Consider the following 14,336-nt stretch of genomic DNA (forward strand, 5'->3'; position numbering starts at 1 on the left):
CCATGACCAGCCTATTACACACCGTAGAGAAAATCGGCGGCACCTCAATGAGTCAGTACGAGGCGGTCCGCGACAACATCATTCTGGGTGGCCGCAGCAGTGAAGACCTGTACCGGCGTATATTCGTGGTGTCCGCCTACGGCGGCGTGACCGACGAGTTGCTGGAGCACAAGAAAACCGGCGAGCCGGGCGTTTACGCCCTGTTCGCGGATGCGGAGTCTGACTGGGCCTGGGGCGACGACCTCACCAAACTGATTCAGCTCCTGACCGACATCAACGCCACCCTGTTTGAAGACGAAATGCTTAAACAGCAGGCGGATCAGTTCATTACCGATCGCATCGAAGGCGTTCGCGGTTGCCTCCTTGATTTGCAGCGGCTGTGTTCCTACGGCCAGTTTCAGCTGGAAGAGCATTTGCTGACGGTGCGGGAAATGCTCGCCGGGATCGGCGAGGCCCACAGTGCCTTCAATACCGCGCTCAAGCTACAGCAGGAAGGCATTAACGCCCGGTTTGTGGATCTGACCGGCTGGCGGGACAGTGAGCTGCTGCCCCTGGATGAGAAGCTCAAAAAGGCGTTCGACGCCGTTGACCTGAGTCGTGAGCTGCCCATCGTGACTGGCTACGCCCAGTGTAAAGAGGGGCTGATGCGCACGTTTGATCGTGGCTACAGCGAGATGACCTTCAGTCGTGTGGCGGTGATCACCGAGGCCGTCGAAGCGGTGATCCACAAGGAGTATCATCTCAGTTCCGCCGACCCCAACATGGTGGGGGCGGACAAAGTCGTGCCGCTGGGACGGACCAATTACGATGTCGCCGACCAGCTGGCCAATCTGGGGATGGAGGCCATACACCCGCGGGCGGCCAAAGGCCTGCGTCAAAATGGCATCCCGCTGCGGGTGATGAATACCTTTGAACCGGACCACACCGGCACCCTGATCACCCGGGATTACGTCAGTGAAAAGCCTCAGGTCGAAATAATCGCCGGCAACAACGGGGTGTTTGCCATTGAGGTGTTCGATCAGGACATGCAGGGGGAGCCGGGCCCGGATCGGCGCATTCTGGACGTACTTAGCCGGTTCAAGGTGCGTTTTATCTCCAAGGACACCAACGCCAACACCATCACCCATTATGTGGACAGCACCCTCAAGCACGTCAAACGGGTGGTCAACGCCCTGCAGGAAGCGTTTCCCAACGGCGAGGTCAACACCCGCAAGGTGGCCCTGGTGTCTGCGATAGGCAGCGACATGCAGGTGCCGGGCATTCTCGCCCGCAGCGTGCAGGCGCTGGCGAAGGACGAGATCAGCGTGTTGGCGATTCATCAGAGCATGCGGCAGGTGGATATGCAGTTTGTGGTGGCCGAGCGCGACTACGCCAAGGCGGTAAGCGCCTTGCACGAGGCGTTGATCGAACCCCACAATCACGAATACGCGATTGTGGCGGCGCAAGCGGTCTAAGCCCTTCGGGCCGGTAACCGGGTTACCGGCCCCGGGCCGCCTCGGCGGCGCACGGCTGGTGCGCCGGGCAACTCAACAGATGGTCGTTGACCATTCCGACCGCCTGCATGAAGGCATAGACGATGGTTGGCCCTACGAAATTGAAGCCCTTCTGTTTCAGCGCCCGTGACAGCGCTTCCGCTGCGGGGGTGTACACCGGCACCTCCGCCTGGGTTTGCCAGCGATTCTGCACCGGCTCACCGTCCACAAAAGCCCAGATAAAATCGCTGAATGACTGGCCCTGTTGCTGCAGCTGCAGGTAACTCCGGGCATTGCGGATGATAGACTCAATTTTCAGCCGATTGCGAACGATGCCGCTGTTTTGCAACAGTTCGGCAATTTTTTCTTCGCCGTAGCCGGCGATGCGTTCCGGGTCAAACTGGTCGTAGGCCTGCTGGTAGTTGTGTTGCTTTTTCAGAATGGTGATCCAGCTGAGCCCGGCCTGTTGACCATCCAGACAGAGTTTTTCAAACAGGGTGCGGTCGTCGTATTCGGGCCGCCCCCACACCTGATCGTGATAGGCCACGTAGAGTGGGTCGGTACCACACCAGTGGCAGCGGGCCTGGCCGGTCATCTGGCCTCCGTAGCAATGCTGGTGGTGATCAGCCAGCTCACCGCCGCGTCCCGGGCGGCACTGGTGGGCATGACTTCCACCGCAGAAGTATCGGCTGGTGGTTCCAGCCACGCGCAGCGGGGCGTGTGCGGCGCCTCGGCCCGGTACACCAGGGCGATCATGAAGCCCGCTGCGGTGCCCACCGCGGCGTGCCAGCCCGCACTGGCGGCGTCACCGCGCAATTGCAGATCGGCGGCCACTTCCAGTGTCTGCAGATTGTTGGCAATGCCGCGCCCGGTGGCTTTCAGCCAGGCTTCTTTCAGCGTCCACACGGTCAGGAACTGTTGGTGGGCATGTTCGGGGGGCGCTGCCAGCAGCCAGTCCTGTTCCCTGGGGGTAAACCAGCGGCGCACAATACCCTGCCAGTGACTGCGGCGGGATAAGGGTTCGATGTCGACGCCCACTTCCTGCATGCCGGTCGCACAGGCCGCGAGTTGGCGGCAGTGGCTGAGGGACAGGTGCCAGCCCGGTGGCATCAAGGACGCGGTGGGGCGTCCCGGCACCGGCTGACAGCGCACCGCCGCCTGTCCGGACACCTGGGCCAGGGCCTGGCGCAGCAGCCAGCGGCTGTGCAAAAACTCCCGTTGGCGGGCCGGGCCGGCGCTGGCCGCGATGGCTTGTTCGGCATCGCTCAGCCAGGGCGCCGGCAGAGTCAGCGGCGGTGTACCCGGGTGGGCCAGCCAGATGACAGGGTCAGGGCTGCAGGCGCTGAATGGTCCAGCCATCGTCCTGCCTCAGGTATTCAAACCGGTCGTGCACCCGGTCGGGGCGCCCCTGCCAGAACTCGATGCGATGGGGCACCACCCGATACCCCCCCAGAAGTCGGGGAGGGGAATCTCACCCTTCCCGAATTTGCGTTTGGCTGCAGCAATTTTCTGCTCCAGCAACTCACGGGACCGGATGACCTTGCTCTGTTCGGACACCCAGGCACCAATCTGGCTGCCCCGGGGCCGTGAGGCAAAGTAACGCAAGGAATCAAGCCGGCTGACTTTCTCGGTCCGTCCCTGAATGATCACCTGACGACTCAACGCCACCCAGGGAAACAGCAGCGCCGCTTGCGGATTTTCATCGAGCTCCCGGGCTTTGCGGCTTTCGTAGTTGGTGTAGAACACAAAGCCGGCATCGTCGAAATACTTCAGCAACACGGTGCGCAGATCCGGCATGCCATCACCGCCGGCGGTGGCCAGCGACATGGCATTGGGTTCGGGCAACTGGGTGTTGCGGGCCTGCTCATACCAGTGTTCGAACTGGACCACCGGGTTGTCTGCCAGATCGGACCGATTCAGACCACTGCTCTCAAAATCGCGACGCATGTCACGTATATCCATGGGGGTATCCTGTTGCTGGAAAAACATCTTTTCGGCGCACAATTGTCTATTCTTTCAGGATTAGCGGATCATTGGAACTGTAACAAACGGACGGGATCAAGAAGGAAACAAGGCGTGGTAGAACCAACGAGAGCGCAAGTGTCATCCAGGAAACCGGTATATCGGCGGCCATGGTTCTGGCTGCTGCTGTTGTTGCTTCTCTATACTCTGGCCGGTTTTCTATTGGTGCCCTGGTGGCTGCAACAGACCTTGCCGGAGCGGATCCGGACTCATCTGGGCTGGCACGCCACCCTTGACCAGGTGGCGTTCAATCCCTACGCCATGTCGGTGGAAGTATCCGGGCTGGCGGCGACGGACGCCAACGAGGAGCCGGTCCTGCACTTCGACCGCCTGTACGTCAATCTGGACCTGCTGCAGTTGCTGCGGGGGGTGGTGGGCCTGGGCACTATTGAGCTGGAACAGCCGTTTGTGCGCCTTGATCTGCTTGCAGACCAGGGGCTGAATCTGGCCCGGGACTGGAGGGTTCATAATCCGCCCCCCGCGCGGACGGACGGAGCCACCGACACGGCGGCCGGGCGGCCGCGGGTTTATGTGGATGAATTGGCGATCCGCGACGGTAACATGCTGCTGCGGGATTTCAGTCGGCCAGAAGAAGCCAGTTTCCGGCTGCAGCCGATCAATCTGACGGTCAGTAACATCGCCACATTTGCCCAGGGGGGTGAGGGCAACGACAGCCATTATGCGCTCTCGGCGCAGCTGGGCGAGCAAAGCCTGCAGTGGCAAGGGTCCCTGCAACTCTGGCCGCTGTACTCGGCCGGCCGGTTGCAGGTCAGCCGGGTGAGCCATGCCACCATCGCGCATTTTGCGCAGACCTACCTGCCCTACACCCTGAGCTCCGGGGTAGTCACTGCCAGTACCGATTACGAACTGCTGCTTGGCGACCGCCTGTCCTTGGTAACCCGCAACGGCCAGCTGTCGCTGGCCGATCTGCAGGTGGCGCAGCCCGACGCCCGGGCCTCGCTGCCGGTGCTGGCCATCTCGGCCCTGACGGCAGAGCAGATCACCTTCGGGCTGCAGGAACGTCAGCTCAAGGTGGAATCGATCGCCCTGGACGGGCTTGACGCAAACCTGGTGAGGCAGACCGACGGCGGCATCAACCTGCTGGCCCCGATCGCGCCGGTGGGCGAAGCGCCGACCCCGGCCAAGGGCACGGATGACCCTGGTGCGCCCCCGGGCGGTGATGGTCTGGACTGGTCAATTGGCACGCTGGAACTTGCGAACAGCCGGATTCGCTGGCGGGATGAGCAGCCGGCATCCCCGGTGACGCTGCTGTTCGAGAATCTGAACGCAAGCGCCGGTCAACTTGGCCACCGCCTGGATGAACCCGTGACCTATCGGATCGAGGCCGGCCTGGGCGCGGGCGGTCAGCTGCAAATGCAGGGGCAACTGACCCCGCAGCCGTTTACCCTGGAAGCGGGACTGTCCCTGAGCCAGGTCGCCCTGACGCCGTTTGAGCCCTACCTGCAGCAGCGCGCGCGCTTGGGCGTGACCCGGGGGCTGCTGACCCTGGACGGTAACCTGGATCTGGACGGCCAGCCCAAAGGACTGACCGGCACCTTCAGTGGCCGCAGCGAGATCAGCGATCTGGCAGTGACTCTCCAGGGTGAGCAGACCCCCCTGCTGGCCTGGCAGTCCCTGCAGCTCGAGCCGATCGAATACAATCTGGCGCCCGCCCGCCTGGAGATTGGCACGGTCACCCTGACGGGGCCCCGGGCCGAGGTCGTCCGGTTGTCCGACGGTGCACACAACGTCGCACGGATTCCGCGGGCCACCCCTGCGGTGGCCGCATCCCCGCAGGCCGCCACTCTCCCGCCGGCCGAGACAGCAGACCCCATGGTGTTTCGCATCGGCCAGATCAATCTGCAAAACGGTGCGTTGAATTACACCGACACCACCCTGTCGCCGGTGTTTTCGACCCGCGTGCACGAGTTAACCGGCAGCGTTACCGGACTGAGTAACGTCAAACCCCAACAGGGCAGTCTGGCCATGAGCGGTCGGGTGGGAGAGGCCGGCCGCTTGCAGATGGATGGCCGTCTGGGCACTTTGGGCGGCGACGGGGAAAGCACGCTGGAGCTCGCCCTCACGAATGTTTCCCTGCCCGGATTCAGCCCCTACGCCGGTCGCTACCTCGGCTATACAATCGACAGCGGCAAATTGGATCTGGGGATGGATTATACGATTACCGGCCAGCGTCTGGAGGCCGGCAATCAGGTGACCCTGGAGCGGTTCACCCTCGGCCACCCGGTGGCCAGTGAGCAGGCCGTGAATGCGCCGATCAAGCTGGGCCTGGCGCTGCTGAGAAATCAGGCGGGGGTGATCCAGGTGGATCTGCCCGTAGCGGGCAATCTCGATGACCCCGAATTTCGCGTAAGTCGTATGGTGACACGGGCCTTTGTGAATCTGCTGGTCAAAGCCGCCAGTTCGCCGTTCAGTATGCTGGGATCCATCGTGGAGCTGGGCGGATTGTCCGCCGACGAGTTGAACAGCGTGGGTTTTGTGGCCGGCGAAAACCGTTTGTCGGCGGATGAGACCCGCAAACTGGCGGTATTGTCGGACGCCCTGAACACCCGTGACGATCTGGTGCTCAACATTCGCGGCGCAGCGTCGCCTGAGGCCGATGGGCTGGCGCTGAAACGCCAGCGTTTGTACCGGCAACTGGGCATTGCCGGCATCCCGGCAGACCAGCGGGTGCAGCGGCTGGAGCAGGTAAACGGCGACACCGCGGGCTTACCCGCCGCAACCGGGGAGCGCGAACGCGCGCTGGTCAAGACCTTGACCGCAGAGATGAGCTTACCCGCGGAAGCTATGGGCAAGCTTGCCCGGGAGCGTGCCCACTGGCTGCAGCGCACTCTGATCAACGAGTATGGGGTGTCCGCCGAACAGGTGTTTGTGTTAAACCCGGCCCTGGACGCCCGCGCGCCGGCCCCCGACCGGGTCGCGGTCGAATTCAGTCTGGACGTGCGTTAACCACCATTATCCGAAAACACAACCAGAAGGAAGCCTGTATGGCCGGACACCCGGTGAGTCATTTTTTTGCCTACGTGGCCCGGTTGCGCTGGATCAAGCGCTGGAGCCTGATGCGCAACGCCATTGAAGAGAACGTCGCCACCCATTCCTGGGAAGTGGCCACCCTGGCCCACGCGCTGGCGATCATCCGTAACCGCCACTTTGCCGGGACCGTCAATGCCGACCGCGTTGCCGCCGCCGCGCTCTACCACGACGCCACGGAAGTGATTACCGGTGACATGCCCACCCCGGTCAAGTATCACTCAAAGGTCATGCGGGAGGCGTTCGGGGATATCGAACACAAGGCGGAAGCCGAATTGCTGGCGCTGCTACCCGAAACCTTGTGCGGTGAGTTTGCCCCCTACGTGCAACAAGCCGCCCTGGCGCCTCAGGAGAAAGAACTCATCAAAGCCGCCGACCGGTTGTCCGCCTGGCTCAAGTGCCAGGCGGAGATCCGCGCCGGCAACACGGAATTTGTGCCCGCCGAGCGGCAGATCCTGACCCGGCTGCAGCAGGAGGCGTTGCCGGAAGTCCTCTACTTCCTGGAGGTGTTCGCACCCAGTTACCAGCGCCCGCTGGATCACCTGCTGGAATAAACCGATTTTCCGCAATGGCCGGGTATCCGCTATGCTGGATGGCTGTTGCAGCTGCGGAGGTTGAGGATCGATGTGTGAATTGCTGGCCATGAGTGCCAACACCCCCACCGACTTGTGTTTCAGTTTTACCGGGCTCACCCGCCGCGGGGGGGATACCGGCCCCCACGGCGACGGCTGGGGGATTGCCTTCTATGAGGGCAAAGGGGTGCGGGCGTTTCATGAGCCCAGCGCCAGTGCCAGCTCCCGCATTGCTGAAGTGGTGCAGTCGCACCCCATCAAAAGCGAAGTGGCCATCTGCCACATCCGCCAGGCCAATGTGGGGGCGGTGACCCTGGCCAATACCCATCCGTTTATGCGGGAGCTGTGGGGGCGCTACTGGACCTTCGCCCACAATGGCCAGTTGCAGGGTTTTTCGGCACCGCCCGGTTATTACGAACCGGTGGGGGATACCGACAGCGAAGCGCTGTTCTGTGACATGCTCAACCGGTTACGACAGCATTGTGACCGGGACAGCAGCCGGGACACCCTGATCGGGTTACTGGTGCGTCAGGCGGAAGGTTATGCCCGCCAGGGGGTGTTTAATCTGCTGTTGAGCAATGGCGACTGGCTGTTCACCTTCTGCACCACCAAAATGGCGAGCATCACCCGGCGCGCGCCCTTCGGACCGGCGCGCCTGAAGGACGCGGACCTCACCGTGGATTTCGCCGCCGAAACCACGCCAAACGACGTGGTCAGCGTGGTGGTCACTGAACCGCTCACCAGTGACGAACGTTGGGATATTTATCAGCCCGGGGAGTGGCGGCTGTGGACGGCCGGTGAAGTGGTGCAGCGGGGTCGGGTCAGCCTGTAACCAGCGGCGGCGCGGCTTGCCACGAGGCCCGGATTCACGTTTTGATAATGATTGGAATCGCTACAGGAGGTGGCCCATGTCGATCACCAGTACGCACAGCAAGCTGCTGGGTTATTTGTTATGGATCTTCGGATTTCTGGGGGCGCACCGGTTTTATTACGGCAAACCGGTCACCGGTACCATCTGGTTTTTTACGTTCGGTTTGTTCCTGATCGGCTGGATCATCGATTTGTTCCTGATTCCGGGGATGGACCGTGAGGCCGATCTGCGCTTTCGATACGGGGCCCTCAGTTACAACATCGCCTGGGTGTTGTTGACCTTTCTGGGCATCTTCGGCGTGCATCGCATGTACATGGGCAAATGGATCACCGGGGTTATTTATCTGCTGACCGGTGGTTTCTTTCTGCTCGGTGTGCTGTACGATTTCTGGACCCTTAATGATCAGGTGTCCCTGAAGAACGCCGAGACGCGCATGTTCTGAGCAGGGCAAAGGGCACCCGGTAGCGCACACCTTGGCCAGCGCCGGTGCCGGCGACGGTGCAGGTTTTGCGGTTCACCCGGATGATGTGACCACGATGCAGACGGGGCGGCTGGCCAAAGGTCACCGGGTCACCCACTTGCCAGTGTACGGCCGGGGCTTCGCGCACCACCGGTTGAAACACCGTGTCGGTCAGCGCCACCCCCGTGTCTGCGGCGCGTCGGGTGAGCCGGGCACGCACCGCGGCTGCCGCACCGCTGGCGTGCAACTCGTCCAGAATCTGGTAAAAATACCGGTTGTGCACCGACCCTCGCAAGCGCTGGCCGGCGACTTGCTGCAACAGGTGGGCAAACTCATGACAGCAGGTGTGTGCCAGCAGGTTGCGCCACGACAGTTCGCCGTCAAAGTAACCCCGCTGACGGATTTCCCGGCTGGACAGCCACCTCACCGCCGTGGTGGCGCAGCTTTTGTCGGCAATCATGCGCACGCCGTAGGTAATCAGATGCTCGTGGTTGCGGGGGTCGAAACGGTGGTAGGTTGCCTGGCCGGAACCGACCCGGCAGCGCAGCCGGCTGTTCGCAGCGCGACGGTGGATCCAGTCCGCGGCGGGTTGCCAGAGCGTCTCCCGGGTAACCTCACACATCAAAGCGCCCAGACTGAGCGCGTGTTCGTTGGGTAGGGTCATGGTGATGGCGGGCGAGTCTCTTGCCGGTGTATGGGTGCTGGTAAGGGTAACCCTGCCGATGCGGGTTTGCCAGAAGATCTGCGGTCAGGCAGGGGCGTGGGCTGACCGCGGCGGCAATGCCCGGTAGCCCACTCAGGGTAGCTCAGGCTTCGAAGGGCGCACGCCAGTCATCGGCACCAGAGGTGCCCGCTACTGTGTGCTCCCAGGTCACCTTGCGGTAGGACAGGGCGACGGTCACCAACTGGGTGAAGTCTGCGTTGGCGGCGTCCTGGCAGTGGGGCATGGTGCAGTGGATGTCGATGATGGTGGCATCTTCGAGGATCGTCGAGAAAAAATGCTCCTGCTTGCCTTCCACCGAGGTGCGGTACCATTTCAGCGTAACTTTGGGCAGCATTTCGCCGGATGCCAGCGCGTTGTACATCAGTGGTGTGGCTTTGTTCAATGCTGAGGTAAACTTGAACGGTTTGTGGACACGCTGTCCGGATGGCTGCCCCGACTGGGGGTCCGTTGGTACGGTCACCACGTGGCTGAATTCCTGCACCAGAATTTCATCCTCATGGCCTTCCACATAAATGTTGCCGACCGAGTCGGAGGTGAAGGCGCCTGCGGTGATCTGACCCTGGGTTTTTCCTTCGATGCTTATATAACAAGGGGTTGGCATAGTCTGCTCCGTGACGGGTATGGGTATCGGTGTCCTCGGGGCTTGGCTCCCCGGGCCCAAGGGGTGAGGCAAAGGCCATGCCGGAACGTCAAATGTTTGTTAAATCAATCAACTGCACCTATTCAGCGGCTGACAGAGCGGTACAGTGGGGCAAACCGTTGAAACGCGCGAGCGAAAACTTGCGATCCGGGCCAGAAGTTGCCCCTACCCGATGACAGGAACCAGAGAAGGTTTACGGCCCTGATGTTGCGCCATTGGTTTGATAGTCTGGTTAACCGCGCCGTCGCCCTCGTCATTGTGGCCGTCGTGATCACTGCTGTGGCGGTGGCCACCATCAACAGTCTGGTGAGCCGGCAAGCGCTCGAGTCCCAGGCGCGCGCCCAGATCGAGCGCGTGGCGGGGTTCATTGCCGAGGACCTGGACGCCAAACTGTCGCAGCGGTTGGCGCTGCTCAACGACATCGCCCGGAGCTTCTCCCTGGCGACCCCTACCTTGCCCGCTCGGGCACAACAGCTGATTGACCGGCAGCTGGCCCTGCAGCATTTATTCGACGGTGTGTACGTGTTTGATGCCCGTGGCGTCATCGTCGGCGAGCGCCCCCTCGATGTGTCGGTAGCCGGCTTCAGCGCGGCCCACCGTACCTATTTTCAGGACACCCTGCGCCAGCCCGGGCCCCAAATTTCCGCGCCGTATGCCGCCTATCCGGACAACCGACCGGTGGTGATGATGACCGCGCCCCTGTTGGATGATCAGCAACGGCCGATCGGTGTGCTCGGCGGTGCCATCCTTCTGGATCAGGACAATTTCATGGGCGAGATCAGCGGGCTCCGACTGGGACAAAGGGGCTATGTCACCATTGGCACGCGCACCGGCATGACCCTGGCACACGGTCTTGAGGCGGACCGGGTGATGCAGCCTGTGGATGCGGAGTCGGCGGGTCTGGCTGATGCCCTGAGTGGACGCGAGGTGACCCGGTTCCGCGAGTGTGCCGAAGGTCAGCCAACGCTGGAGACCATCCGGCAAATGCAGCAGGCGCCCTGGTTTGTGCGCGTGGTCTGGCCGGTGCAGGAAGCGTTTGCCCCCGCCCATCGGCTGACCGGGGTGCTGCTGTGGATTCTGTTGGCGGTCATCGCGGTGCTGGCCCCTCTGGCCTACTGGAACTTCAAACGCTTGATGCGGCCCATGGGCGACCTTGCCCGGCAGATTACCGACCGGCACCAGGGGCTGAGCAGCCGACCGGTGGCCGTGGGCGGTGGCCGTGAAATCCGCCAGGTCGCGGAGGTGTTCAACACGGTGATGAGCGAGCGTACCGAGGTGCTTGAGTCGCTGGCCGACCGGGAAGCGTTTTTTCCGTTCCCTGTCGCAAAGTGCACCCATCGCCATCGTGCAGGCGGATGTGTTGGGCCGTATCGAGTTTGTGAACCCGGCGTTCGAACAGATGTTCGGCTTGCGCTATGACGAGGTGACCCACCGCTACCTGCTGGAGTATGTGTTCAGCGGCGATCGGGAGGCGGTCGCCCGGGGGTGGGCGGACAGTCAGAACCGGGGCCGGATATTCCGCACCCAGTTGCGGGTCCCCCATCAGCAGGATGGCCGGTTGATCTGGGTGGATGTGATGACCGCGCCCATCGAATCCCCGGACAAAACACTCGGTACCATTACCGTTGCCCGGAACATTACCCACGAACTGGAAGTCAAAGCCCAGCTGAAAGCCGAGCAACAGCGGGCGGAAAGCATCCTCGGCGTGCTGCAGGAAGGTGTGGTGCTGACCGACCGGGCCGGCGTGATCCGCTACGCCAACCGGGCTGTCTGCGCCTACCTGAATGTCGAACTGCAGTTCGGGCAGACGAGGCTGGCGGACGTGGTTGCCATCACCTCCGATGACCAGCCCTGGAGTCTCGAGGACTTCCTCGACCGGGACCGGGTGGACAGCCTCGATGTGGTGATCGGCACCGGGGACGGTCGCCAGCTGGAATCGGAGCTGACCATGTTGCGCCTGCCCAGTGAAGGGGATTACGAACGGCTGGTGTTTGTACTCCGGGACGACCGGGATCGGCGCCGCAACGAGCAGCGCCTGACCTGGGAAGCGTCCCACGACAGCCTCACCGGGCTGTTGAACCGGCGCGCGTTCTGGGCGGTATTGGGGCAACAGCTGGCCGAGTGCGGCCAATCCGCCGCGCCGACGGTGTTGATGATGGTGGACCTTGACGGCTTCAAACCGGTCAACGATCGCGGTGGGCATTTACTCGGCGATGAACTGTTGCGCCGGCTGGCGGCCGTGCTCACCGGTTCGGTCCGGCAGACCGATGCGGTCGCCAGGCTGGGGGGAGACGAGTTTGCGGTGGTATTGCCCGCCTGCGGTCTGGAGCGGGCGCAGCAGCTGGCGGAACAGGTCCGCGCCGATGTTGCCGCCTTGCGGGTGGAGCAGGACGGTGAGCGCTACGGGGTGACCTGCAGCATCGGTCTGACCGAGTTGTCCGGGGACGACTCCGGCCCCAAAGCGACCATCGCGCGGGCCGACGAAGGGTTGTACGCCGCCAAGGCGCGGGGCCGCAACTGTGTGGTGGTGGTGCCGCTGCCCCTATCCCCACCAACCCGCTGACTGGCTGGCTTGCCACAACAGGCGGAGTGCCAGCAGCGTTAGTAGTAGGTTGAATATCCGCAGGAAGTTCTGATTGCTGATTTTTTTCAGCAGGTGCAGCCCCAGCCAGGTGCCGGCGAAACCAAACCCGATCATGGCGGCGATAAACACCAGCCACTCGTGAAACACGAACCCGGTCAGACCGAAGATCAACGCCTTAGGGGCATGCTGGAGGGTCATCGCGGTAGCGAAGGTGGCGACTGTGGTGAAACGCTCCCGGTGGATTTGCTTGATGAATGCGGCCACCAGCGGCCCGGTTGCGCCGACAAACAGGCTGAGGAAGCTGGTCACGGTGGAGGCCAGCAAAATGCCGCCTGTGCCCAGTGCGGCCGATGGCAGCGGAGGCCCCCAGCAAAGATACAGCACGAAGCCGGCGATGGTCAGCTGCAACAGATAGGGCGGCAGTTCAATCAGCAGCAAGGCGCCCAGAACTGCGCCAATGAGCACACCCGGGGCAAACCAGGCCACCACCCGCCAGTCTATGTGCTGCCAGGTGAGCGCCGTGCGGCCGGCGTTGGAGCCCAGTTGAATCAGCCCGTGCACCGGAATGATCGCCGCCGGCGGCAGCCATAGCGCCATCAGCAACAATAACAGCACGCCCCCGCCTGCGCCCAGGCTGGCGGTGATCATCGAGGTGACCACCGAGGCCAGCAGCAGAAAGAGGGCCGATGCTGCGGTCAGCCCCTCGGGTATCAAAATGGATTCCAAATTGCCTCCGGATTCAGAGCTCAGGGCCGGCTGTCAGAGCGTACAAAAGGCGTCGTTGCGCAGGCGGGGCGTCTGGCACAGGGTTTCGGTGGCCAGTTGCACATCGGCGACATAATACAACGAGGCCAGCCCCAGGCGGTCACGGCCCTGATTGTGGAACACCATGCCGAAGGCGATGTCTCCGGCGGTGTAGCGGCGGTGGTGCCGGGCAAAGTATACGGCGGGCTGCGATAAGGTGTCATCCTGCAACAGGGACGCCACCCGTCCGGCACCGCCGTGGTACGCCTGGATCAGCAGCAGCGTGAACAACCGGTCACGCTTGGCGGCGGGCAAATGGCCAAAGCGTTGCTCAAAGGCCGGGCGCAGGTTGCGGGCGTTCTGGTTGGTCAGCTTCAGGGCACAGTCGATCTGGGCGAGACGGTGCCAGTAATTGGCGGGGGCGATGCCACAGTCGCTCAGCGCCGCGCTGGACAGCTGCAGGATACCGCGGGCATTGGCGGCGGAATGGGCCCGGGTCTGACCGCCGCTTTCAATCATCAACTGGCCGGCCAGATACCGGGGCAACTCGGGCGGCAGATCAAGTCGTTGCTGGTGCGCGCGGGTCTGGTACACATAGGTCAGGGCCTCATGCAGCGAACCGGGGCTGTGGGCACCGGCAAAGCTCAGGTCATCCCAGGTGCCCCACAAACGTTCCGTGGGGAGGGTGCCGAGATAGCGGGCCATGGCGTCGGCCAGATCGACGTGGGGCTGGTTGCATGCCAGCGCGAACGGGTAACCGGTGGTGCTGGCGGTACCCCGGACCCAGGTGCTGGCTCGCCCACTGGCCGCCATGGCTTTACGGGTGTCGTTCAGGCGGTGTTGGGTGGCCTCGGAAGTGGGGCCGTTGCTGATATACCCCAGAAACTGGCCGCGGCGGTCAAACAGGACGTGACGGTCGGTGTCGCTACAATACCCGGATTCGAACAGCACCCAGCGCCGCACGGTGACGATGTTGCTGTATACCCCCTGACTGACCCAGTAGGGCGCGGCGCGGATGACGGCTTGCCAGTCGTCAGCCGGGTCTTGCGGGTCCGCGGCTGCGGTGGGCTGGGTTAACAGCAAAGCGGCCAGCAGGTAGCTCCGGATCCATGTACTCATAAGCGACAGCCCTTGTCCTTGATTAGTGACCTCTTACGCGCATCCTATCGGTGGCAACTGGCAACTGGCAACTGGCAACT

The 14,336-nt window shown here is 62.8% G+C and carries 15 protein-coding genes; 7 read left to right on the forward strand and 8 right to left on the reverse strand.

The features are described 5' to 3' along the window. Positions 1-2 precede the first annotated feature (2 nt). On the forward strand, positions 3-1,454 hold the full coding sequence (locus BG841_RS06880) for an aspartate kinase (protein ID WP_070056980.1): 1,452 nt from the start codon (positions 3-5) through the stop codon (positions 1,452-1,454). Positions 1,455-1,476: 22 nt separating this feature from the next. Here BG841_RS06880 and BG841_RS06885 read toward each other — a convergent pair whose 3' ends face one another. The 4 genes from BG841_RS06885 to pdxH are packed head-to-tail and all read right to left on the reverse strand — an operon-like array spanning position 1,477 to position 3,434. Next, on the reverse strand, positions 1,477-2,067 hold the full coding sequence (locus BG841_RS06885) for a DNA-3-methyladenine glycosylase I (RefSeq protein ID WP_070056981.1): 591 nt from the start codon (positions 2,065-2,067) through the stop codon (positions 1,477-1,479). Continuing rightward, positions 2,064-2,792 carry a 4'-phosphopantetheinyl transferase family protein gene (locus tag BG841_RS06890; protein WP_228141715.1) on the reverse strand — a complete coding sequence of 243 codons (729 nt, stop codon included), beginning with the start codon at positions 2,790-2,792 and terminating at the stop codon, positions 2,064-2,066. Before BG841_RS06890 ends, BG841_RS06885 begins: the two co-directional genes overlap by 4 nt. 7 nt (positions 2,793-2,799) lie before the next feature. Then, the gene (locus tag BG841_RS17340; protein WP_228141716.1) at positions 2,800-2,865 is read right to left on the reverse strand and encodes a pyridoxine 5'-phosphate oxidase C-terminal domain-containing protein; all 66 of its coding nucleotides are present in this window, start codon (positions 2,863-2,865) and stop codon (positions 2,800-2,802) included. After that, positions 2,841-3,434 (reverse strand): pyridoxamine 5'-phosphate oxidase, encoded by a 594-nt coding sequence (gene pdxH, locus BG841_RS06895; protein ID WP_228141615.1) that lies wholly within the window; start codon positions 3,432-3,434, stop codon positions 2,841-2,843. Before pdxH ends, BG841_RS17340 begins: the two co-directional genes overlap by 25 nt. Positions 3,435-3,572: 138 nt before the next feature. Here pdxH and BG841_RS06900 point away from each other — a divergent pair, with 138 nt between their 5' ends. The 4 genes from BG841_RS06900 (at position 3,573) to BG841_RS06915 (ending at position 8,427) form a co-directional block, all read left to right on the forward strand. Continuing rightward, positions 3,573-6,461, forward strand: a complete 2,889-nt coding sequence (locus BG841_RS06900; protein WP_083260206.1) for a DUF748 domain-containing protein — start codon at positions 3,573-3,575, stop codon at positions 6,459-6,461. A gap of 38 nt (positions 6,462-6,499) precedes the next feature. After that, entirely contained in the window at positions 6,500-7,096 is a 597-nt protein-coding gene (yfbR, locus tag BG841_RS06905; protein ID WP_070056984.1) for a 5'-deoxynucleotidase, read from the forward strand. A 70-nt stretch (positions 7,097-7,166) separates the two neighbouring features. Continuing rightward, positions 7,167-7,946: a class II glutamine amidotransferase gene (locus tag BG841_RS06910; RefSeq protein WP_070056985.1), complete on the forward strand. Its 780-nt coding sequence runs from the start codon at positions 7,167-7,169 to the stop codon at positions 7,944-7,946. A gap of 76 nt (positions 7,947-8,022) precedes the next feature. After that, a complete protein-coding gene (locus BG841_RS06915; protein WP_070056986.1) occupies positions 8,023-8,427 on the forward strand; it encodes an NINE protein in 405 nt (134 codons plus the stop codon). Here BG841_RS06915 and BG841_RS06920 read toward each other — a convergent pair. Next, positions 8,381-9,109, reverse strand: coding sequence for a hypothetical protein (locus BG841_RS06920; RefSeq protein ID WP_070056987.1), 729 nt, complete (start codon positions 9,107-9,109; stop codon positions 8,381-8,383). The two genes, BG841_RS06915 and BG841_RS06920, sit on opposite strands and share 47 nt — an antisense overlap. 142 nt (positions 9,110-9,251) lie before the next feature. Next, positions 9,252-9,770, reverse strand: a complete 519-nt coding sequence (locus BG841_RS06925; protein ID WP_070056988.1) for an Hcp family type VI secretion system effector — start codon at positions 9,768-9,770, stop codon at positions 9,252-9,254. Positions 9,771-10,013: 243 nt separating this feature from the next. Between BG841_RS06925 and BG841_RS17345 the strand changes: the two genes are divergently transcribed. Beyond that, on the forward strand, positions 10,014-11,228 hold the full coding sequence (locus BG841_RS17345; protein ID WP_228141616.1) for a cache domain-containing protein: 1,215 nt from the start codon (positions 10,014-10,016) through the stop codon (positions 11,226-11,228). Continuing rightward, on the forward strand, positions 11,167-12,372 hold the full coding sequence (locus BG841_RS17350) for a diguanylate cyclase (RefSeq protein WP_265733893.1): 1,206 nt from the start codon (positions 11,167-11,169) through the stop codon (positions 12,370-12,372). Before BG841_RS17345 ends, BG841_RS17350 begins: the two co-directional genes overlap by 62 nt. Here the strand turns inward: BG841_RS17350 and BG841_RS06935 are convergent. Both BG841_RS06935 and BG841_RS06940 read right to left on the reverse strand, forming a co-directional pair. Beyond that, positions 12,352-13,119, reverse strand: a complete 768-nt coding sequence (locus tag BG841_RS06935) for a sulfite exporter TauE/SafE family protein (RefSeq protein WP_070056989.1) — start codon at positions 13,117-13,119, stop codon at positions 12,352-12,354. The genes BG841_RS17350 and BG841_RS06935 overlap by 21 nt on opposite strands. A gap of 33 nt (positions 13,120-13,152) precedes the next feature. Next, a complete protein-coding gene (locus tag BG841_RS06940; RefSeq protein ID WP_070056990.1) occupies positions 13,153-14,256 on the reverse strand; it encodes a hypothetical protein in 1,104 nt (367 codons plus the stop codon). Positions 14,257-14,336: the final 80 nt, after the last annotated feature.

This window comes from Marinobacter sp. X15-166B (assembly GCF_001752365.1).
GTDB lineage: Bacteria > Pseudomonadota > Gammaproteobacteria > Pseudomonadales > Oleiphilaceae > Marinobacter.

What these genes read in the sequence shown, in the direction of transcription:
- BG841_RS06885 (WP_070056981.1), bottom strand. Translation starts at nt 2,067, where the DNA reads ATGACCGGCCAGGCCCGCTGCCACTGGTGTGGTACCGACCCACTCTAC.
- BG841_RS06925 (WP_070056988.1), bottom strand. Translation starts at nt 9,770, where the DNA reads ATGCCAACCCCTTGTTATATAAGCATCGAAGGAAAAACCCAGGGTCAG.
- pdxH (WP_228141615.1), bottom strand. Translation starts at nt 3,434, where the DNA reads ATGGATATACGTGACATGCGTCGCGATTTTGAGAGCAGTGGTCTGAAT.
- BG841_RS06940 (WP_070056990.1), bottom strand. Translation starts at nt 14,256, where the DNA reads ATGAGTACATGGATCCGGAGCTACCTGCTGGCCGCTTTGCTGTTAACC.
- yfbR (WP_070056984.1), top strand. Translation starts at nt 6,500, where the DNA reads ATGGCCGGACACCCGGTGAGTCATTTTTTTGCCTACGTGGCCCGGTTG.
- BG841_RS06910 (WP_070056985.1), top strand. Translation starts at nt 7,167, where the DNA reads ATGTGTGAATTGCTGGCCATGAGTGCCAACACCCCCACCGACTTGTGT.
- BG841_RS06920 (WP_070056987.1), bottom strand. Translation starts at nt 9,109, where the DNA reads ATGACCCTACCCAACGAACACGCGCTCAGTCTGGGCGCTTTGATGTGT.
- BG841_RS06880 (WP_070056980.1), top strand. Translation starts at nt 3, where the DNA reads ATGACCAGCCTATTACACACCGTAGAGAAAATCGGCGGCACCTCAATG.
- BG841_RS06915 (WP_070056986.1), top strand. Translation starts at nt 8,023, where the DNA reads ATGTCGATCACCAGTACGCACAGCAAGCTGCTGGGTTATTTGTTATGG.
- BG841_RS17345 (WP_228141616.1), top strand. Translation starts at nt 10,014, where the DNA reads ATGTTGCGCCATTGGTTTGATAGTCTGGTTAACCGCGCCGTCGCCCTC.